The sequence below is a fragment of the Dehalococcoidales bacterium genome (assembly GCA_041656115.1).
In the GTDB taxonomy this organism is placed as follows: domain Bacteria; phylum Chloroflexota; class Dehalococcoidia; order Dehalococcoidales; family UBA5627; genus UBA5627.
This window is the reverse complement of the sequence record JBBAED010000008.1, coordinates 1-18,761: the sequence shown is the minus strand read 5'-3', so window position 1 is coordinate 18,761 and position 18,761 is coordinate 1. Positions and strand designations below refer to the sequence as shown.

Below are 18,761 nucleotides of genomic sequence, written 5' to 3'. Positions count from 1 at the left end.
CTCTTTCCTACCTTATTCCCAGTTCTCTTTCGCGTATAATAGTTTTTAAAAGAGCGATCTCTTTCTTGGCCATCGGCGGCTCGCGATGATTCTTCAACTGCCTGGTGGCAGCCTGGAAACGCAGATTAAAGAACTTTTTATGGGCCTCGTCTAATCTCTTTTTTAACTCCTCGTCTCCGAGGGCGCGTAATTCATTAGCTTTCAACTTGATCTAACTCCTTTTGTTCGGAATCGACGGCAGCTTCGGCACCGGTGTCTCTAACTAAAAACTTAGATCGCATCGGCAATTTAAAAGCCGCAAGTCGCATGGCCTCTTTGGCAATATGTTCAGGGACCCCACCCAATTCAAACATTATTCTGCCGGGCCTAACAATAGCCACCCAGTGATCCGGAGCGCCTTTACCGCCGCCCTGTCTGGTTTCAGCCGGTTTGGAAGTAACGGGGTGATCGGGGAAAATCCGAATCCACACCTTACCTCCGCGACGAATATACCTGACCATCGCACGCCTGGCGGCTTCAATTTGCCTGGCGGTTATCCAAGCCGGCTCAAGTGCCTGCAGGCCAAAATCTCCCAATAAAACCGTCGTCCCGGCGTGAGCTCTGCCGCGACGGTGTCCTTTATGACTTTTACGGTATTTTACCCGTTTTGGTTGTAACATTGGTCTCCCCTTTATCTGTCAGACTCAAAGGCTAAGCCTCTTCGTCTGTTTCCTTTTTCTTAGCCCTCGGTTTTGCCGGTTTTTCTTCTTCGGCAACCTCTTCTGCTTTAACGGCCTTCTTTTTTACTGCAGGCTCCGCAGGCTCTTCAACCTCTTCGGCAACCTCAGCTTCTTTCTTTTTCTTTACCGGTTTCTCTTCCTCGGCGGCCTCTTCTTCTTTAACGGCCTTCTTTTTCACTGCGAGTACCGCAGGCTCTTCAGCCGCTTCGACAGCCTCAGCTTCTTTTTTCTTCCTTACCGGCTTTTTAACTTCCTCAGCCTTTTCGGGTTCTTCTACAACCGCTTCTGCTTTTTTAGTTCTTTTTACAGCCGGTTTTTCGGGAACCTCTTCTTTAGCTTCGGTAACAACCGTTTCTTCTCCGGCAACCGGTTCATAGACACTATCGAAAGCCGGTTCATCCACTACGCTTTCGGCAATTTCGGGGAGAATATCACCCCTGTAAATCCAGACCTTGATACCGATACGTCCCATCGCTGTATGCGCTTCGGTAATGCCGTAATCGACATCTGCCCTTAAAGTATGCAAGGGCACTCTGCCTTGGTGAACCATTTGGCTGCGAGCGATTTCAGCACCGGCCAACCTACCCGAACATTTTATTTTTATACCCAGAGCACCTGCCTGTAAAGTGCGGAATACGGCCTGTTTCATCGCCCTGCGATAAGCAATACGACGTTCAATTTGTTCGGCAATGGATCTGGCTACCAAATAGGCATCCAGCTCCGGTTGTCTGATTTCCTGAATATTTAACTGTATTTTTTTATCAATCAGCGTTTCCAGTGATTTCCTGACTTCGTCAACCCTTTGTCCGCCGCGACCGATAACAATACCCGGACGAGCCGTATGTATAGTCACCGCCACCTTATTTGCCTGGCGTTCAATATCAACTAAAGAAACACCGGCTTCGGCATATTTGTCCCGAATAGCGGTACGGATTTTTACATCTTCCAGCAAATAATCCGCAAAGTGTTTATCGGCATACCATTTTGCCTGCCAATCACGAGTGGTACCAATTCTAAAACCGTATGGATGAACCTTACGTCCCATTAAGCCTCCTGCTCCGCAACAATGACGGTAATATGGCTAGATCTTCTCACATAGCGAGCAGCTCTGCCTCTAGCCGACGGGCGAAACCTCTTCATACTCGGGGCTTCGTCCGCATAAATAGTTACGACCTTTAATTCCGCAGGATCGAGATGGTAATTATTTTCAGCGTTGGCAGCGGCTGATTTAACAACCTTAGCCACAACTTTTGCCTGCGGTGTGGGAGTAAACTTCAGTATGTTGAGTGCATCTTCAACTTTCTTCCCACGCACCATATCAATAAGCAGCCTCACTTTACGAGGCGATAATCCTGTATTCTGGGATACTGCTTTAATTCTCATACTTAACCCTGTCTATAACCTTAATTTTATTTTCTGCCGGCCCTATCGGACTTTGTGACATGCCCTCTGAAGGTTCGCGTCGGAGCGAACTCTCCCAATTTATGGCCGACCATATTCTCTGTAATAAAGATGGGCACATGCCTTCTGCCGTCATGTACACCAATATTCAACCCGACCATTTCGGGAAGGATTGTGGACGCCCTGGCCCATGTTTTTATAAGTACTTTTTGCTTTGAGGCATTTGCAGCATCAACCTTTTTCATTAGCTTGGCATTAACTGCAGGCCCTTTTTTTATCGATCTAGACATATTACTTATTTACCTCTACGCTTAACAATCATCTTATCGGAGGCCTTCGCTTTTCTGGTTCTGTAACCCAATGTCGGTTTGCCCCAAGGAGTTTTCGGTCCGGGCATACCGATCGGCGAGCGACCTTCACCGCCGCCATGCGGATGGTCACGCGGAGTCATAGCGGAACCTCTAACAGACGGACGCCATCCCATTAGGCGCTTCCTGCCTGCTTTACCGAGTTTTATATTCTGATGGTCAATATTACCAACCTGACCAATTGTTGCCATACACTCGCTTCTTACACGTCGCATTTCACCGGACGGCAAGCGCAATAATGTATAATCGCCTTCTTTGGCCATCAGCTGAGCCGCTACACCGGCACTGCGAACCATTTTCGCACCGGCACCGGCAATCATCTCAATACTGTGGACCATGGTACCGCTGGGTATTAACTTAAGCGGCATGGCATTTCCGGGTTTAAACTCGGCGCCTTCGCCGGTATTAATAACATCGTTAACACCGAGCCCAACGGGGGATAAGATATAACGCTTTTCCCCGTCCGCATAAAAAATAAGCGCCAAATAAGCCGAGCGTCCGGGATCATACTCAATGGCAGCGACCCTACCCGGAACGCCGATTTTATCACGTTTAAAATCGACGATACGAATACGACGCTTTGCACCACCACCGCGATGCCTTACGGTCATTTTTCCTTGATTGTTTCTTCCTCCGCTTTTCTTTGCAGGCAACAACAACGACTTTTCAGGCTTAGTTTTGGTAATTTCCTCAAAACTGGGCCCGGTCATATTACGTCTGCCGGGAGAAGTCGGATTATATGATTTAAGTGTCACTTTTATATAATCTCCTTAAACACCTTCGAATAGTTCTATCTTGTCTCCGGCCTTAAGGGTAACAATCGCTTTTTTCCAACCGGGTACATTGACCAAGCGATTGCCCATTCTTTTCTTAATTCCGGATACTCTTATAATATTTACCGATAACACGGTAACGTTAAAAGCAGTTTCAACGGCCTGTTTTATCTGCGGTTTGGTAGCCTTATCCGCAACCTTAAAAAGATACTTGCCGTCGGCCTGCAGTATAGTTCCTTTTTCCGTTATTAACGGTTCGCGTAACACTTCGTATAAATGCATATTAGTCGTCCTCCCTGCCCCATAACTGCTCAACCTGGCGAACTGCCGCTTCGGTCATCAGCAATACCCTGTGAGAGGTCATATCGATTACATTCAAAAGATTGGCCGGCACAGTTTTCAGATCGGGAATGTTACGCGCAGATTTGATTACATTGATTTTCATTTCACTTGTCGCCACCAGCGCCGACTGATTAATATTCAAAGCCGTAAGCACCTTGGCCATTTCTTTTGTTTTAGGCTCAGCAAAGTCCAGCATATCAAGAACAATTAACTCGTTCTCTTTGACCTTTGCGGAAAGAATTCCTTTAATTGCCAAACGGCGCATCTTTTTAGGCATCGCCTGTCGATAACTTCTCGGTTTCGGGCCAAAGATTACGCCACCGCCACGGCGCAGCGGAGATTTAGCGGATCCGGCACGAGCGTTACCGGTATGCTTTTGTCGATAAAGCTTTCTGCTGCTTCCTCTTACTTCACCGCGGGTTTTAGTGGAGGCGGTTCCTTGTCTTGCATTGGCCAACTGTCTGACAACAGCCTGATGCACTACCGCTTCATTAAAAGGTGCGGCAAAAACGTCATCGCTGACATCTATTTGCTTAACAACCTCACCTGACATACTATAAACTGGAATCTGCATATCTTATTTACCTGATTTCCCTATAAGTATTATTCCGTTATTGGCACCGGGGACAGACCCTCTGACAACAAGGATATTGCGTTCGGCATCTGCTTTAACAACCACTAAATTACGAGCGGTAACCCTCTGATTGCCCATACGGCCTGCCATTTTGGTTCCTTTGTGAACCTTTCCGGGAGTAGAACCGGCACCGATTGCACCGGGAGCTCTCCATCTGTCCGACTGACCGTGCGTTTTAATACCGCCGCCAAAGCCGTAGCGTTTTACAACACCGGCAAAGCCTTTACCTTTGGATATTCCGACGACATCCACGGTATCACCCGGCTGGAACATACCAACATCAACCTTATCGCCGACACTGATACCTTCAACGCTATCAACCCTGAATTCCCGCAAACAACTAAATTCACCAAGTCCTTTGAGGTGTCCTTTTACAGGTGATTTCAGTTTCTTGGCTTTGCCGTATCCAAGTTGGACAGCGTTATAGCCTTCCTTTTCGACAGTCTTTAACTGTACAACCGCGCAAGGGCTGGCGTCAATAACGGTAACCGCCTCAGCTATGCCGTCTTCTCCAAATAGTTGGGTCATCCCCAATTTTCTTCCAATAATTCCGTCTATCATAATTATTACTCTTCTACAACTTAATATCTATAGAAACACCCGACGGTAAGTTTAAGTTCGTCAGGGCATCTATCGTTTTTGATGTGGTTTCCACAATATCGATTAATCTTTTGTGCGTTCTCATTTCAAAGGCTTCCTGGGAATCCTTATCAATAAAAGGAGATCGGATTACAGAGAACCTTTTGATTCTGGTAGGTAGAGGAACAGGTCCGACTGTAACCGCACCGGTTCTTTCCAGCGCACCGATTATCTGCTGGGCTGCTTGGTCCAGAATCTTATGATCGAAACCTTTAAGTTTAATTCGTATTTTTTGCTTTGCCATTTATATTTGCTCCAGATTTAACTAACTTTCTCCGGCGAGTTTAGATTTTAACTCGCAAGCCAAATGAGCCGGCATTTCTTCATACCGGAAGAACTCCATTGAATGTGTTGCCCTGCCCTGAGTCATTGACCTGAGGCTGGTGGTATAACCAAACACCTCGGACAGCGGGACTTGGCAACGAACGGTCATAGTGTCACCAAAAGTTTCCATACTTTCCACACTACCCCTGCGAGAACTGATATCACCAATGATATCACCAAGGAACTGCCCCGGAGTAACTACCTCTAATTTCATATGAGGTTCTAAAATAACGGGGTTCCCTTTCCTCACACCTTCTTTAAAAGCCATCGAGCCGGCTGTTTTAAAAGCCATTTCGGAAGAATCGACTTCGTGGTAACTTCCGTCGTAGAGGCTCACCTTGACATCGATAACGGGATACCCAATAACCCCGCCTGTCTCCATCGCCTCTTTAATTCCCTGCTCAGCGGCTGCAATATAAGACCTAGATAATACACCACCTTTGATGGTATCTACAAATTGGAAGCCGGCACCACGCTCCAAGGGTTCCATTTCAATACGGACATGACCGTATTGTCCGTGACCGCCGGATTGCCTGACAAACTTACCCTCTGCCTTAACGGTTGAGGTAATAGTTTCTTTGTAAGACACCTTCGGTTGACCGACACTGGCTTCCACTTTATATTCACTAAGTAAACGGCTCACAATAACCTCAAGATGGAGCTCGCCCATTCCTGAAATTACCGTTTGCCCGGTTTCTTCGTTAAATTCAACTTTAAACGTCGGATCTTCTTCGGTCATTTTCTGCAGGGCTTCACCCAGCTTATCTCTGTCGGCCCTTGTTTTGGGTTCAACAGCGATTGAAATCACCGGAATCGGGAACTTAATCGTTTCCAGCAAAACCTGATTACTAATATCGGAAATGGTATCGCCGGTAAAAGTATCCTTAAGACCCATCGCGGCCACAATGGAACCACAATCAATTTCGTCCACCTCTTCGTGACGATTGGCATGCATAATTAATAAACGGCCGATGCGCTCTTTCTTGCCGCTTGTAGCATTAAATACCTGTACCCCCGATTTAATCTTACCAGAGTAAACCCTGAGATACACCAAACGCCCGACAAACGGGTCGGCCACAACTTTGAAAGCCAGCGCCGCGAACGGAGCATCGTCATCAACCGGACGGATTACATCTTCCTGAGTCGCGGGATTTTTCCCGATAACCGGAGGCATATCCAACGGTGACGGCAAATAAGCAACAATTGAATCCAAGAGTGGATGTACACCTTTATTCTTCAAAGCGCTGCCGCACAAAACAGGAATAGCCTCATTGGCAAGGGTAACCTTCCTGACGGCGGACTTGATATCCGCAACAGGGATTTCGGCCCCGTCCAAATATAAATTCATTATATTGTCATCAAACTCGGAAAGACTTTCAATAAGCTCATTTCTGTATTTCGCAAGGCGGTCTTTTTCGTCAGCGGGAACCTCAACTTCCTGAGGCTTGTCATCCGCCTTACCGCTTAAAAACCACGCCTTCATCTCGATAACATCAATAATGCCTTTGAATTCGTCTTCTTTGCCCATCGGCATCTGGATTACAATCGGCTTTGCCTTGAGGCGGTCCTTAATCATGGCAACGCATCTCTCAAAGTTGGCGCCTATTCTATCCATCTTGTTAATGAAACAAATTCTGGGAACCTGATATTTATCGGCTTGACGCCAAACCGTTTCCGATTGGGCCTCAACACCGGCTACGCCGTCAAACACAACAACGCCGCCGTCGAGCACTCTTAAGCTGCGCTCCACCTCGGCGGTGAAATCAACGTGTCCGGGTGTATCAATAATATTGATGCGAGCATCTTTCCAATGGCATGTCGTTGCCGCCGAAGTAATTGTAATACCCCTGGCGCGCTCTTGCTCCATCCAATCCATAACGGCGGTACCTTCGTGGGTTTCACCCAACTTATAGGTCCTACCGGTAAAAAACAGTATCCTCTCGGTAACCGTGGTCTTGCCGGCATCGATATGAGCTATAATTCCTATATTACGTATTTTATCTAAAGGGAAACTTCTGGAAGACATTCACAGTTCCTTTTCTTAATTCTGCTTTGTTTAATTTAAATTTATATTATAAGCTCCGGAATAAATCCGAAATAATTACCACCTGTAATGAGCAAACGCCCTGTTGGCTTCTGCCATCTTGTGGGTATCTTCTCTTTTCTTAACCGCAGCGCCCTGCCCTTTTGAGGCATCGATAAGCTCGGCTGCCAATTTTTCGGCCATGGATTTACCGGATCTGGCCTTAGCCGCTTTTAACACCCACCTAATTGCAAGAGCGGTATTACGGCCTGCCCTAACTTCAACCGGTACCTGATAGGTGGCACCGCCGACACGGCGAGCCTTAACTTCAAGTAACGGGGTGGCATTTCGCAGCCCCAATTCCATAATTGCAACAGGCTCCTTGCCCTCTCTGGCGCCGATGATATCCAGCGCATCATAAACAACACGCTGCGCGGTGGTTTTCTTACCGCCGATCATAACTTTATTTACCAACTTGCTGATCGTCAAGTTATTGAACTTGGAATCAGGCTGAACTTCACTTCTTTTAACAACTGCCCGCCTTGGCATGCTTCCTCCTAACTAGGCTTTCGCTTTCTTTTCCCGTTTACTTCCGTATTTACTGCGACCTTGTTTGCGTTTAGACACGCCGCTGGCATCCAGAGCCCCTCTCACGATGTGATAGCGGACACCGGGTAAATCAGGTACACGACCGCCGCGGATAAGCACAACGGAGTGCTCCTGCAGCTCATGACCCTCGCCGGGAATATAGGCTGTAACTTCCATATGATTGGAAAGCCTTACTCTTGCAATTTTGCGTAAAGCGGAATTAGGTTTTTTAGGTGTAGTAGTTCTCACCTGTACACAAACGCCGCGCTTCTGAGGAGACCCAGCCCCTCTGACTACCTTATTCTTCAACGAATTATAGGTATATCTAAGAGCCGGTGTCTTGGTTTTCTTAGTACCCTTTACGCGTCCTTTTCTTACTAACTGATTTACTGTGGGCAACTTATCCCCCTTTAGCCAAACAATTTCAAAGGATGAGCTTTTGGCTCATCCTTTACTCGCCAATCGAATCGGCCGAAAATACTATCCAGCCAATTACAAATGCTGAGGTGGCTAGCAACAGCACTCTAGTCTAACACAGCAAACGATGCCGTGTCAATAACCCTAAGCTCGTAAATATTTAAATAATCAAGTGATATAATAGCAGAAAACACCCCTTCTTGACAAATGTTATTTACGGTGATATATTCCCTGTATTAAGGAAAAAACGCATAAACAATCATGATGAATCAAAATACCTTTTTTTATTACGAATACTATTTTACCTGGTGCCGCAGCGGCGCTCGGGGAGGTATTTGATTATCCGCTGAAGCATTAAAACATTTAGATAAGTTATTTTTAAATCCTCCCTGTGGAGGATTTTTTATTTTACGAGGGTAAGTCGAAAACAGGAGGAACAACGGGCATGATTATAATGGAAAAGGGCGCTACCAAAGAACAGATTAAAGACGTGGTTGATGAAATCAAGAAACATGGGCTTAGAGTCGATGTTTCGCAAGGTGAATTTCTGACAATTATCGGGTTAATCGGGGATGAAAGCAAAATCTCATTTGCTAATCTGGCCCTGATGCCCGGTGTTAAAGATGCCAGAATGGTGGAAACACCGTACAAGCTGATTAGCCGCGACTACAGCGATCCGTTTATCGGAAAAAGCGCAAGCCGTATCGTTAAAGTCGGCGATGTCAATATCGGCGGAGACGAGCCCGTTATAATTGCCGGCCCCTGTGCCGTAGAAAGCCGCGAGCAAGTTTTTCGCATCGCCAAAGAAGTCAAAGCGGCCGGCGCCAAAATTTTAAGAGGCGGGATTTACAAACCGCGAAGCTCCGTACATTCCTTCCAAGGGCTCGGTTCACTCGGTGAAACCGAAGCCAGAGAAGCACTCGGCTGGCTGCGTGATGCCGGACATGAATACGAAATGCCGGTGATGACCGAGGTTAGGGGGGAATCTCAAACGGAACTTATTGCCGAATATGCCGATATTTTACAAATTGGTGCCCGCAATATGTACGACCAGGACCTCCTTAGCAGGGTCGGCAGAGCCGGTAAGCCGGTTCTTTTAAAAAGGCACTTCGGAGCCAGTATCGAAGAATTTCTTTCTTTTTCCGAATATATTGTCGCCGAAGGCAACAAAGATGTTATCCTTTGTGAGCGCGGCATTGTGCCCGTCGGCAAAGGCAACAGTTATACCAGATATATTTTGGATTTAGGCGCGGTGCCGGTTATTAAAAGAGAAACTTACTTACCTATTATAGTAGATCCCAGCCACGCCGCCGGCAGACGTGACTTAATATTCGATTTAAGCTGTGCCGCTATTGCCGGCGGGGCACACGGTTTGGTGATTGAATCGCATTATAATCCGAAGGAAGCCATCGTTGATGCCAAACAGATGATAACACCGGAAGAATTAAAAGATGTTGTTGAGGCTTCCATACGCATCAGCGAAGTTGTAAAATCTTATAAAAAGAAAAGCAGTTAAATGAAAACCGTTAACGTGAAACCGGGTAATAAGAGTTGCGATATTTTAATCGGCAGCAATTTGCTGAACCGCACGGGCGAGCTTTTATCCGAAACAATCGACGGAAAAAGGTATGTTATTATTACCAACCCAACCGTTAGCGCACTGTACGGCAACAAGCTTAAGGATTCTTTGTCGCAAAGCGGTTTAAGCGTAAACCTGCTTACGGTTCCCGACGGGGAAGAATACAAAACGTTAGAAACAGCCGGCCGGTTATACGAGGAGCTCACAAATTGCTTTGCCGAACGCAACACCGTAATAATTGCCCTCGGCGGCGGCGTTATCGGAGACCTTGCCGGTTTTGTGGCGGCTACCTATATGCGAGGGGTGCCGCTGGTGCAAATCCCCACTACCCTGCTGGCACAAGTTGATAGCAGTATCGGCGGGAAGGTTGCGGTTGACCACGGCAAGCTCAAAAATAAAATCGGCACTTTTTACCAGCCCAAGTTGGTAATTACCGACACGGAAACCCTAAAAACATTACCGCAAAAAGAGTTTACCGGCGGAATGGCGGAGGTAATAAAAAGCGCCGTAATCCGCGATAATGATTTTTTTGGCTTTCTTAAAGAAAACCTTAATGCCATTACCGCCCGAGACGGGAAAATATTGGAGGAAACAATTTTCCGCGCGGCAAGCATTAAAGCAGCAATCGTAACACAAGACGAAACGGATATGGGTTTAAGAAATATCTTAAACTACGGGCATACCGTCGGGCATGCCATCGAAACAGTTTCCGATTTTAATATAACCCACGGACAGGCGGTAGCTATCGGAATGGTAATTGAAGCCAAAATTGCGTTAAAAACAGGAACTTTCCAAAGCTGTGAACTGACAGAACTTGAAAAGCTCATAACCGAATTCGGGTTACCGACGGTAGTTCCGGAAATTGACCGAGAAAAGGTTTTAGATGCAATGAAGCATGATAAAAAAGTGACAAACGGAAAAATCAGGTTTGCCCTGCCGCGCGGTATCGGCGATGCTTATCTTACCGATAAAGTGCCATTGGAAGATATCAGGGAGGCAATGGGTTAATAAATGAAACCGCTACAGATTTGCGCCGTGATTACCGATATGAATCAGGATCTTACACAAGTTACTGAGATAGCGGATTTATTTGAGGTTCGTATCGATTTAATCGGTAACGGCTGGGAAGAGCTTACTCAAAAACTCCCCAAACCGTGGATTGCCTGTAACCGCCGCAAAGAAGAGGGCGGTAACCCCTGTGTAAATGAAAAGGATAGAATAACGGAATTAAAACAAGCAATTCAAATGGGCGCGGATATAATTGATATTGAGCTGGCAACTCCCGAATTGGAGGCATTGATTCCTTTAATCAAAAAGGAAAGCAGTTGCCTGATATCGTCTCACAATATGCAAGAAACACCGTCACTGGCGGCACTCGGAAAGACTGTCGAAAAGCAGCTTAACGCCGGTGCCGATATCTGCAAAGTGGTTACTTATGCCGCTAAAAATGAAGATAATTTAACTGTTTTAAAACTGATTTCGGAGTTCCCGGAAAATAAAATTGTTGCGTTTGCAATGGGAGAAAAGGGACTGGCAAGCCGTATCCTCTGCCCAATTGTGGGGGGCGCTTTTACTTATGCCTCAATTGCAAAAGGGGCTGAATCGGCCGCGGGGCAGCTAACGGTTAGCGATTTATATGAAATTTACCGGATGGTGCAAAAATGATGCAAAGCATTAGTGCCGCAACACGAATTTGCGGGCTTATCGGCGACCCGGTAGCGCATAGCTTGTCACCGGCAATTCAGAATGCCGCCTTTAAAGAAACCAACGCGGATTATGTTTATCTCCCGTTTCGGGTAGTAAGCGCTGACTTACCAAATGCTATAGCGGGGCTAAGGGGGCTGGGGATTTGCGGAGTAAATGTTACTATCCCGCATAAGATTGCCGTTATGCCTTTATTGGACGAACTGGAGCCTTTGGCCGAAAAAATAGGCGCTGTTAACACAATTGTAAATAACAACGGGCATCTTAAAGGTTACAATACCGATGCTACGGGTTTTTTGAAATCCCTTGAAGAACGTAATTTTGCCCCGGCGGGGGAAAAAGCGGTGATACTTGGAGGAGGCGGCGTTTCAAGGGCAATTACCCTTATGTTAGCCGCAAAAGGGGCGCAAATAACAATATTAAACCGCAGCGGGACACTGGAGCAAGTAAAAAGAACGGCCTCAAACGTTTCCCGGCAGGCGCAAAATGAAATCTCCGTTATCGAATTAAACGAAAACAACCTAAAAAGGGCTCTGGCGGATGCCGATATTTTAATCAACGCCACAAATGTGGGAATGCATCCGAATACAGAGGAATCACTTGTCCTGCAATCATTCTTAAGGCCCGAAATGATAGTTTACGACGTTATTTACAACCCCGAAAAGACAAAATTAATTTTGGATGCCGAAAAAGTCGGCGCCAAAGCAATAGGCGGGCTTGATTTATTGGTCTGGCAAGGAGCAATAGCATTTGAGCTTTGGACCGGCATTAAAGCTCCGGTGGATGTAATGAGAAATGCCGCCGCAACGTTATTGTAACTTTGAATGAAGATTAAGAATCGTTGCAATGCGAGCGAAGTTTTTTAGTGCTTAACGATTGCCTAACCAGAAAGATTGTTTATCGGTTTTTGTAATAGATACCGTATTATTATAATATGTATGTACAATAATGTTGGATTAAAAATATGAAAACGAACATAGCGCTAATCGGTTTTATGGCTACCGGCAAAACCACCATAGCCAGGGCGATTGCCGAAAAACTGGGCAAAACCCTAGTTGAGATGGATGTTCTAATCGAACAGAAAGCCGGTAAAAGCATCCCCGCTATCTTTGAAGATGACGGAGAGAGCGCCTTCAGGCAACTGGAAATCGATACTATTAAAGAAGTCTCCCAAGGGGAAAACCTTGTTATCGCCTGCGGCGGCGGCGTGGTGCTGAACCGCATTAATATTGACCGGCTCAAAAAAAATGCCGTGATTGTGCTGCTTACGGTTTCGTTTGATGTAATTGAAAAACGAGTTGCCGCAAGCACAAGTGTTCGTCCGCTGCTTGCGGAAAGCCGAGATAAAGCCCAAGCCATCAAAGAGCTTATGGCGTTCCGACAACCTTTTTACGAAAGGGCGGCTGATATTACAGTGGATTCGTCAAACTCAAGCATTGAAGCCACCGCCGATCTCATAATAAATAAGGTTAAAGGCTATGAGGGTTAAAATTGGTAAAAGCAAACTTTACGGCAAGGTAACCGCCCCGCCCTCAAAGAGTTATGCTATCCGCGGCTTAATGTGCGCCGCGCTCTCTAACGGAAAAAGCCGAATTATAAACCCCCTGATTTCCGATGATACCGAAATTGCTGCCGCAGCCCTTGAAAAAATAGGGGTTCGGATAAACAAAAACGACAGCTTTTGGGAAGTAAACGGCGGCAGTTTTATTGCCCCTAAAGAAGGTATTTATTGCCGCGATTCCGCCGCCACCATCCGTTTTATGACTGCGCTGGCAACTGTTGTCCCCGGGAAATGTCGCCTTGTTCCCAGCCCGGCGCTTGCCAAGCGCCCTATTGAGCCTCTGATTACGGCGCTCAATTCAATTAACATTCATTGCTATAAAGAGGGTTCAACAGTTGTGGTTGAGGGCGGTAACTTTTCGGGCGGAAATATTGAGATGCGGGGGGATATCAGCTCCCAGTTCTTATCTGCCCTGCTCTTTTTATGTCCATTAGCGCAAAACGGCTTAAATATACGGCTTACCACCCCGCCTGAATCCGTTTCCTATATTAAAATGACAATTGATTGCCTTAGGGAATTCGGCATAAATTTAGACGTATCCGAATCGTTCCGCTTTTTTAGCGCAGACTATCAAAAATATAAACCTGCAAGTTACACGGTTGAGGGAGATTGGTCATCCGCTTCTTATTTACTTGCGGCGGGCGCAATAGCGGGTGAAACGGAAACAACAGGATTAAAAACGGATAGCCTTCAGGGAGACCGCGTAATTATAAATTTACTGCAAGAAATGGGGGCAAAAATATCCGCAAAGGGAGATAGTATTACCGTTAAGCGCGCGGATTTAAAGCCCATTAAGGCCGATTTATCGGATTGTATTGATCTTCTGCCAACAATCAGCGTTGTTGCCGCACTGGCAGACGGCCAAAGCATGTTTTACGGGATACGCCGCGCCAGGCTTAAGGAATCCAACCGCGTCAGCGCCGTAAGGGAAGGTTTAGAAAGGATGCAGGTTGCGGTAACCGAAGAAGAAGATACCTTTATTATTAACGGAGGCAGCCCCAAGGGAGCGGTAATAGATAGCTTTGGGGATCACCGTATTGCGATGGCCTTCGGGTTATTGGGGGCTGCAATCGGCGATACGGTAATTGAAGGGGCGGAGTGCGTTTCAAAAACATTCCCGCAATTCTGGCAAATATTTGCCGGTATCGGGGCAAAGGCGGAAAGTTATGTCTGACAGTATCGGAAAAGTTTTCACGGTTAGCGTTTTCGGGGAAAGCCACGGCAGGCTTATCGGGGCTTTAATCAACGGTTGCCCGGCAGGGCTGAAAATAGATGAGGGTTTTATTCAGAAGGAGCTGGATCGGCGCAAACCGGCACATTCCGTATCTTCAACTCCCCGTTCTGAAGACGACAAGGCCGAAATCCTCTCCGGGGTTTTTAACGGGTTTACCACCGGCGCACCGATTTGCTTGGTGATTAACAATAAAGATACGCGCTCGGCGGATTACGATAATATCAAAGATGTTTTCCGTCCGGGGCATGCCGATTATACCGCCCGTATTAAATACGGCGGATTTAACGATTACCGCGGGGGCGGCCGTTTTTCGGGAAGAATTACCGCCGGGTTTGTTGCTGCCGGTGCTGTCAGCCGCATGTTGTTAGATATCATCGGGGTTGATATTTTTGCCCATACTGTTGAAATAGGCGGTATATCGGCAAAATCACAGGATATGGGAACAATTAAACAAAATATCAATAATCCTTTAAGCTGTGCCGACTCTGCTGCTTGTGAACTGATGCTAACAGCCGTTAAAGAGGCCAGAATTGAGGATGACAGCCTGGGGGGTATTATCGAAGGAATCGCAACAGGGCTGCCGGTAGGATTGGGGGAACCTGTTTTCGATAATTTGGACGGAGACCTTGCAAAGGCACTGTTTGCCGTTCCATCCGTTAAGGGTGTCGAATTCGGTATGGGTTTTAATGCCGCCCGCCTAAAAGGCTCGCAAAATAATGACCCGTTTGAAATAATAGACGGGAAAATAGTTACCAAAACCAATAACGCCGGCGGAATCCTCGGCGGAATAAGTAACGGGATGCCGCTTGTTGTAAGGGTGGCTGTTAAGCCGACGCCATCAATATCTCAAAAACAGCTTACCGTAAACTTAAAAGAATTCAGCGCAAGCGAATTGGAGATACAGGGCCGGCACGACGCCTGCATTGTCCCCAGGGCCATACCGGTAGTAGAGGCAATGATGGCCGTAACATTATGTGATTTTGCTCTGAGAGCAGGAATAATACCGAGGGTAATAAAATGAATTTAGAAGAACTAAGGTCTCAAATTGATGGTATTGATCAGCAAATTATAGAACTTTTAGCCGCCAGAGCCCAATTATCCGAAAATATCGGCGGCTTAAAGAAGCAGGAAGGACGTCAGGTCCAAGACAGGCTGCGCGAAGAAGCCGTTATTAACAAAATAAAGGAATTGGCACGCGCAAAAGGCTTAAGGCAGGCCGATATTGAACTGATTTACCGGCAAATATTTATTTCGTCACGCAATATGCAGGAAACGCCGGTGGCCTTTCAGGGGGAGTTGGGGGCATACAGCGAAGAAGCAGCCGTTAATTTCTTCGGCTCCGATATTAGGCTTAGACCGTACGAAACACTCGAAGAAGTTTTTAAAGCGGTTGAAAAGGATGAGGTTCAATTCGGGATAGTACCGGTTGAAAACTCAATTGAAGGCAGTATCAGTAAAACCTACGACCTGCTTTTGGATTCGCCGCTTAAAGTCAGCGGAGAAACGGAACTGCGAGTTTCGCATTGCCTGATATCCAATCACGGCGTAACCCTTGACAGAATTAAAAAGATTTACTCTCACCCTCAGGCACTCGGTCAATGCCAGGCCTTTATTAAGCATTTAAAATGTGAGCTCGTGCCCACCTACGACACGGCGGGCAGTGTTAAAATGATTAAAGAAAAAAGAATTACGGACGGTGCCGCAATTGCCGGAAACCGTGCCGCCGTTATCTATGATATGAATGTTATCAACTGCGAAATCGAAGATAACCCCAATAATTTCACTCGCTTCTTTGTGCTTTCCAGGGAAGATCTTCCGCCGTCCGGAAACGATAAAACCTCATTGGTACTCTCCGTAAAACACAAGCCGGGCGCGCTCTATCAAATGTTAAAGCAACTGGCCGAAAACAATATCAATATGACCAAACTTGAATCCCGCCCTACCCGCGAGAAACCTTGGGTTTATAATTTCTATTTGGATTTTGAAGGACATCGCCAAGATGCAAAGGTTCAAGCTATGCTTTCACAGCTTGAGGATTATACGATTTTCCTTAAAGTTTTAGGATCGTACCCCAAAGCAAATCATTAGAGGTAGTAGATAAAACTCTTGCGAAGATGATTAGCAAGAAAACCTTGCGGAAAGTAGTTTTAGACCGCAATTTAAAATATAGGAAAAAGCTTAATTATGACTGATATCAATAAAATTGCAATTATCGGCGGCTCCGGCAAGATGGGGCAATGGTTTGCGCGGTTACTTCAAGAAGAAGGGAAAGAGGTAACCCTTATCGGCCGCAATGCCGGGAAACTGGCCCAAGTCCAAAAGGATTTAAACGTAGCCGTAAGCACGGAAATTGCCACTATCCAAAAAGCCGATGCCGTTATTATCTCCGTACCGGTAGACTATTTTGAGGAAACAGTTAAGCAGATGCGCCCCTACGTCCATAGCGACCGGCTTGTATTTGATATCACTTCGGTCAAAACCGTACCGGTTGACCTTATGCACCGCTATCTAAGCAACGCGAAAATACTGGGAACGCACCCCGTATTCGGGCCGGGCGCCCGCAGTTTAGCTAACCAAAACTTTGTTTTAACACCCACAACATCGGATGAGGAGATTTTGGCGGCAAAGGTAAAAGGCTTTCTTGAGAAGCACGAAGCAAAGGTGCAAATTATGTCGCCCGCCGAACACGACAGCATGATGTCGGTGATATTGGGGCTGGCACACTTTATTGCAATTGTTTCGGCAGACAGCATCGCCGGAATCGAAAAGCTCAAAGAGATGGAGGCTATCGGCGGCATTACCTATAAGGTCCTTTGGACACTGGTAGAAAGCGTCATATCCGAAGACCCCGAGCTCTACGCCTCGTTACAAATGAACCTGCCACAATTGACAGACCTGCAAGAAAGGTTTTTAGAAAACTCCGCCGAATGGGCAAGCATTATTAAAAACAAGCAGCGTGATGAATTTGTACACCGGATGCGCGGTATTCACGACCAACTCGAAGCGAAAAGCAATAATTTCGGCAAAGCCTACGATAACATGTATAAAATAGCAGAGGGGCTCTAAAAGCCCCTCCAATTTTTTTAGCTAAGAACAAGGCAACAAACGACCCCATTCAGACGGTAAAAATGTTTACAAGGTATTGCAGCCGAACCTATGCCAAAAGGCGGTCCATTTCCGGGCGGTTAAACCCGACAACCACTTCACCATCGATAACGATGACGGGGACGCCCATCTGCCCTGACTTATCAACCATCTCCTGCGCGCCGGCACGGTCAACAGCCACATTAATATCCTTGTAGACAACACCTTTTTGGGTTAGATATTCCTTTGCCCTCACACAGTACGGGCATGTCGGAGTAGAATAAACAATAACATCCTTCGCAGTCATTTCAAAGACCCCCTTATTAGATTAATACCCGTAATTGTACACGGATATCTAAATCCATTATAGAACTTTTATCACATTGATGAAAGAAAACACAAAAACCCCGGAAAATAAAAAACCCGCGGTTAGAGTTACCCGCGGGCCTGATATTATTACTTTTCTATTATCACCGGAGATTCGTTATAAAATACTCAGAGAAGCTTAATAAAATCTCCTTTGGTTGTTTAGACGCCTTTGAGTATTTTAATTAATAAACCTTTTCTGATTGTTTCTCCTTTGCGAACGGGAACTACGGTAGCCCTCCCGTCGGAATGCTTCAGATAAACATGACTGCCTTTCTGTCTAAGTACCTCAAGCCCAACTTTGCCCAATGTCTTGATGACCTGCTCACCGTCCAAAATCGAGGGTTTCATCATACGGCTATTCTCTGTACTCCTATAAACTGAAGCTCCCAGTCATCAATTTCAGCCTCTGCCTCTATACACAAAAAAACAGCCTCTTTTAGCGCTCCATAAGTCTATCAAGAGATTTAGCCTGTGTATGGCAGCCTTTTAATTGAGAAACGGTACCGATAAAGTATTCGTCCTCGTCTTTTTCAATAATAACTGTAAAATTCCTCTTCACAAGTCGCCTCTTAATATAAAAATCCATCGGTTGCAGCACCGGTCTGGGGCGATACCGATACTTTTTCAACCGGATAACAAAAAACCCATAGACAGATGTATCTATGGGTTTTGTTTTACTTCTCTTGTTGTCAAAAGAACTTCGCTAATATCAATTCTGAAACAGGTCAAGCCCTCGACCATTAGTACAGCTTAGCTGAACGCCTTACGACGCTTACACACGCTGCCTATCAAACAAGTAGTCTACTTGCGGTCTTACCTCTGGCGAACCAGAGTGGGAAATCTAATCTTGGGGCCGGCTTCACACTTAGATGCTTTCAGCGTTTATCCGAACCAGACTTGGCTACCCAGCGATGCCCCTGGCGGGACAACTGGCACACCATTGGTCTGTCCATTTCGATCCTCTCGTACTAGAAAGAGACCCCCTCAAATTTCCAAACGCCC

Annotated in this window: 24 protein-coding genes, 1 rRNA gene and 1 pseudogene; 9 read left to right on the top strand and 17 right to left on the bottom strand. The window is 46.3% G+C overall.

Features of this window, described 5'->3' with window-relative positions; translation table 11 throughout:
• Positions 1 to 7 precede the first annotated feature (7 nt).
• The 13 genes and pseudogenes from rpmC to rpsL all read right to left on the bottom strand — a co-directional run bounded on the left by rpmC (position 8) and on the right by rpsL (position 8,210).
• Positions 8 to 205 carry a 50S ribosomal protein L29 gene (gene rpmC / locus WC958_05325; GenBank protein MFA5629650.1) on the bottom strand — a complete coding sequence of 66 codons (198 nt, stop codon included), beginning with the start codon at positions 203 to 205 and terminating at the stop codon, positions 8 to 10.
• On the bottom strand, positions 195 to 659 hold the full coding sequence (gene rplP / locus WC958_05320) for a 50S ribosomal protein L16 (protein ID MFA5629649.1): 465 nt from the start codon (positions 657 to 659) through the stop codon (positions 195 to 197). The genes rpmC and rplP overlap by 11 nt, the downstream gene beginning before the upstream one ends.
• Positions 660 to 1,140: 481 nt before the next feature.
• Positions 1,141 to 1,764: pseudogene (gene rpsC / locus WC958_05315) on the bottom strand (30S ribosomal protein S3).
• On the bottom strand, positions 1,764 to 2,102 hold the full coding sequence (gene rplV / locus WC958_05310; protein ID MFA5629648.1) for a 50S ribosomal protein L22: 339 nt from the start codon (positions 2,100 to 2,102) through the stop codon (positions 1,764 to 1,766). Before rplV ends, rpsC begins: the two are co-directional and overlap by 1 nt.
• A 26-nt stretch (positions 2,103 to 2,128) precedes the next feature.
• Positions 2,129 to 2,410 (bottom strand): 30S ribosomal protein S19, encoded by a 282-nt coding sequence (rpsS, locus tag WC958_05305; protein ID MFA5629647.1) that lies wholly within the window; start codon positions 2,408 to 2,410, stop codon positions 2,129 to 2,131.
• Between the two features lie 5 nt (positions 2,411 to 2,415).
• Positions 2,416 to 3,243, bottom strand: a complete 828-nt coding sequence (gene rplB / locus WC958_05300) for a 50S ribosomal protein L2 (protein MFA5629646.1) — start codon at positions 3,241 to 3,243, stop codon at positions 2,416 to 2,418.
• A gap of 15 nt (positions 3,244 to 3,258) precedes the next feature.
• Positions 3,259 to 3,543 carry a 50S ribosomal protein L23 gene (gene rplW, locus WC958_05295; GenBank protein MFA5629645.1) on the bottom strand — a complete coding sequence of 95 codons (285 nt, stop codon included), beginning with the start codon at positions 3,541 to 3,543 and terminating at the stop codon, positions 3,259 to 3,261.
• A gap of 1 nt (position 3,544) precedes the next feature.
• A complete protein-coding gene (gene rplD / locus WC958_05290; GenBank protein MFA5629644.1) occupies positions 3,545 to 4,177 on the bottom strand; it encodes a 50S ribosomal protein L4 in 633 nt (210 codons plus the stop codon).
• 3 nt (positions 4,178 to 4,180) lie between these two features.
• Positions 4,181 to 4,798 carry a 50S ribosomal protein L3 gene (gene rplC, locus WC958_05285; protein ID MFA5629643.1) on the bottom strand — a complete coding sequence of 206 codons (618 nt, stop codon included), beginning with the start codon at positions 4,796 to 4,798 and terminating at the stop codon, positions 4,181 to 4,183.
• Between the two features lie 13 nt (positions 4,799 to 4,811).
• The gene (rpsJ, locus tag WC958_05280) at positions 4,812 to 5,120 is read right to left on the bottom strand and encodes a 30S ribosomal protein S10 (protein MFA5629642.1); all 309 of its coding nucleotides are present in this window, start codon (positions 5,118 to 5,120) and stop codon (positions 4,812 to 4,814) included.
• A gap of 21 nt (positions 5,121 to 5,141) precedes the next feature.
• The gene (gene fusA / locus WC958_05275; protein ID MFA5629641.1) at positions 5,142 to 7,226 is read right to left on the bottom strand and encodes an elongation factor G; all 2,085 of its coding nucleotides are present in this window, start codon (positions 7,224 to 7,226) and stop codon (positions 5,142 to 5,144) included.
• A gap of 75 nt (positions 7,227 to 7,301) precedes the next feature.
• Complete coding sequence (rpsG, locus tag WC958_05270; GenBank protein ID MFA5629640.1) at positions 7,302 to 7,772, bottom strand: 30S ribosomal protein S7; 471 nt, start codon at positions 7,770 to 7,772, stop codon at positions 7,302 to 7,304.
• A gap of 12 nt (positions 7,773 to 7,784) precedes the next feature.
• Positions 7,785 to 8,210, bottom strand: coding sequence for a 30S ribosomal protein S12 (rpsL, locus tag WC958_05265; GenBank protein ID MFA5629639.1), 426 nt, complete (start codon positions 8,208 to 8,210; stop codon positions 7,785 to 7,787).
• 463 nt (positions 8,211 to 8,673) lie between these two features.
• On the opposite strand from rpsL, the gene aroF reads away from it, so the two are divergent.
• The 9 genes from aroF to WC958_05220 all read left to right on the top strand — a co-directional run bounded on the left by aroF (position 8,674) and on the right by WC958_05220 (position 17,372).
• Positions 8,674 to 9,744: a 3-deoxy-7-phosphoheptulonate synthase gene (gene aroF, locus WC958_05260; GenBank protein MFA5629638.1), complete on the top strand. Its 1,071-nt coding sequence runs from the start codon at positions 8,674 to 8,676 to the stop codon at positions 9,742 to 9,744.
• Positions 9,745 to 10,815, top strand: a complete 1,071-nt coding sequence (aroB, locus tag WC958_05255; protein MFA5629637.1) for a 3-dehydroquinate synthase — start codon at positions 9,745 to 9,747, stop codon at positions 10,813 to 10,815. It abuts the gene before it with no gap.
• Between the two features lie 3 nt (positions 10,816 to 10,818).
• On the top strand, positions 10,819 to 11,472 hold the full coding sequence (aroD, locus tag WC958_05250) for a type I 3-dehydroquinate dehydratase (protein ID MFA5629636.1): 654 nt from the start codon (positions 10,819 to 10,821) through the stop codon (positions 11,470 to 11,472).
• Entirely contained in the window at positions 11,469 to 12,329 is an 861-nt protein-coding gene (locus tag WC958_05245; GenBank protein MFA5629635.1) for a shikimate dehydrogenase, read from the top strand. The genes aroD and WC958_05245 overlap by 4 nt, the downstream gene beginning before the upstream one ends.
• Before the next feature lie 146 nt (positions 12,330 to 12,475).
• Entirely contained in the window at positions 12,476 to 13,000 is a 525-nt protein-coding gene (locus tag WC958_05240) for a shikimate kinase (GenBank protein ID MFA5629634.1), read from the top strand.
• Positions 12,990 to 14,246: a 3-phosphoshikimate 1-carboxyvinyltransferase gene (aroA, locus tag WC958_05235; protein ID MFA5629633.1), complete on the top strand. Its 1,257-nt coding sequence runs from the start codon at positions 12,990 to 12,992 to the stop codon at positions 14,244 to 14,246. The genes WC958_05240 and aroA overlap by 11 nt, the downstream gene beginning before the upstream one ends.
• Positions 14,239 to 15,327, top strand: coding sequence for a chorismate synthase (gene aroC, locus WC958_05230; GenBank protein MFA5629632.1), 1,089 nt, complete (start codon positions 14,239 to 14,241; stop codon positions 15,325 to 15,327). The genes aroA and aroC overlap by 8 nt, the downstream gene beginning before the upstream one ends.
• Positions 15,324 to 16,394 (top strand): prephenate dehydratase, encoded by a 1,071-nt coding sequence (pheA, locus tag WC958_05225; protein ID MFA5629631.1) that lies wholly within the window; start codon positions 15,324 to 15,326, stop codon positions 16,392 to 16,394. Before aroC ends, pheA begins: the two co-directional genes overlap by 4 nt.
• Positions 16,395 to 16,490: 96 nt before the next feature.
• Positions 16,491 to 17,372 carry a prephenate dehydrogenase gene (locus WC958_05220; GenBank protein MFA5629630.1) on the top strand — a complete coding sequence of 294 codons (882 nt, stop codon included), beginning with the start codon at positions 16,491 to 16,493 and terminating at the stop codon, positions 17,370 to 17,372.
• An 88-nt stretch (positions 17,373 to 17,460) separates the two neighbouring features.
• Here the strand turns inward: WC958_05220 and WC958_05215 are convergent, their stop codons facing one another.
• The 4 genes from WC958_05215 to WC958_05200 all read right to left on the bottom strand — a co-directional run.
• The gene (locus WC958_05215; GenBank protein ID MFA5629629.1) at positions 17,461 to 17,697 is read right to left on the bottom strand and encodes a Uxx-star family glutaredoxin-like (seleno)protein; all 237 of its coding nucleotides are present in this window, start codon (positions 17,695 to 17,697) and stop codon (positions 17,461 to 17,463) included.
• A gap of 221 nt (positions 17,698 to 17,918) precedes the next feature.
• A complete protein-coding gene (locus tag WC958_05210; GenBank protein MFA5629628.1) occupies positions 17,919 to 18,110 on the bottom strand; it encodes a type II toxin-antitoxin system HicA family toxin in 192 nt (63 codons plus the stop codon).
• 85 nt (positions 18,111 to 18,195) lie between these two features.
• The gene (locus tag WC958_05205; GenBank protein MFA5629627.1) at positions 18,196 to 18,318 is read right to left on the bottom strand and encodes a type II toxin-antitoxin system HicB family antitoxin; all 123 of its coding nucleotides are present in this window, start codon (positions 18,316 to 18,318) and stop codon (positions 18,196 to 18,198) included.
• A gap of 162 nt (positions 18,319 to 18,480) precedes the next feature.
• A 23S ribosomal RNA gene (locus WC958_05200) occupies positions 18,481 to 18,761 on the bottom strand; the annotation flags it as partial.

Bases quoted from the DNA above. Each gene is read 5' to 3' on its own strand.
- rplP (MFA5629649.1), bottom strand. From the start codon at position 659: ATGTTACAACCAAAACGGGTAAAATACCGTAAAAGTCATAAAGGACAC.
- rplV (MFA5629648.1), bottom strand. From the start codon at position 2,102: ATGAGAATTAAAGCAGTATCCCAGAATACAGGATTATCGCCTCGTAAA.
- rpsS (MFA5629647.1), bottom strand. From the start codon at position 2,410: ATGTCTAGATCGATAAAAAAAGGGCCTGCAGTTAATGCCAAGCTAATG.
- rplW (MFA5629645.1), bottom strand. From the start codon at position 3,543: ATGCATTTATACGAAGTGTTACGCGAACCGTTAATAACGGAAAAAGGA.
- rplD (MFA5629644.1), bottom strand. From the start codon at position 4,177: ATGCAGATTCCAGTTTATAGTATGTCAGGTGAGGTTGTTAAGCAAATA.
- rplC (MFA5629643.1), bottom strand. From the start codon at position 4,798: ATGATAGACGGAATTATTGGAAGAAAATTGGGGATGACCCAACTATTT.
- rpsJ (MFA5629642.1), bottom strand. From the start codon at position 5,120: ATGGCAAAGCAAAAAATACGAATTAAACTTAAAGGTTTCGATCATAAG.
- fusA (MFA5629641.1), bottom strand. From the start codon at position 7,226: ATGTCTTCCAGAAGTTTCCCTTTAGATAAAATACGTAATATAGGAATT.
- rpsG (MFA5629640.1), bottom strand. From the start codon at position 7,772: ATGCCAAGGCGGGCAGTTGTTAAAAGAAGTGAAGTTCAGCCTGATTCC.
- aroF (MFA5629638.1), top strand. From the start codon at position 8,674: ATGATTATAATGGAAAAGGGCGCTACCAAAGAACAGATTAAAGACGTG.
- aroB (MFA5629637.1), top strand. From the start codon at position 9,745: ATGAAAACCGTTAACGTGAAACCGGGTAATAAGAGTTGCGATATTTTA.
- aroD (MFA5629636.1), top strand. From the start codon at position 10,819: ATGAAACCGCTACAGATTTGCGCCGTGATTACCGATATGAATCAGGAT.
- WC958_05245 (MFA5629635.1), top strand. From the start codon at position 11,469: ATGATGCAAAGCATTAGTGCCGCAACACGAATTTGCGGGCTTATCGGC.
- WC958_05240 (MFA5629634.1), top strand. From the start codon at position 12,476: ATGAAAACGAACATAGCGCTAATCGGTTTTATGGCTACCGGCAAAACC.
- aroA (MFA5629633.1), top strand. From the start codon at position 12,990: ATGAGGGTTAAAATTGGTAAAAGCAAACTTTACGGCAAGGTAACCGCC.
- aroC (MFA5629632.1), top strand. From the start codon at position 14,239: ATGTCTGACAGTATCGGAAAAGTTTTCACGGTTAGCGTTTTCGGGGAA.
- pheA (MFA5629631.1), top strand. From the start codon at position 15,324: ATGAATTTAGAAGAACTAAGGTCTCAAATTGATGGTATTGATCAGCAA.
- WC958_05220 (MFA5629630.1), top strand. From the start codon at position 16,491: ATGACTGATATCAATAAAATTGCAATTATCGGCGGCTCCGGCAAGATG.
- WC958_05215 (MFA5629629.1), bottom strand. From the start codon at position 17,697: ATGACTGCGAAGGATGTTATTGTTTATTCTACTCCGACATGCCCGTAC.
- WC958_05210 (MFA5629628.1), bottom strand. From the start codon at position 18,110: ATGATGAAACCCTCGATTTTGGACGGTGAGCAGGTCATCAAGACATTG.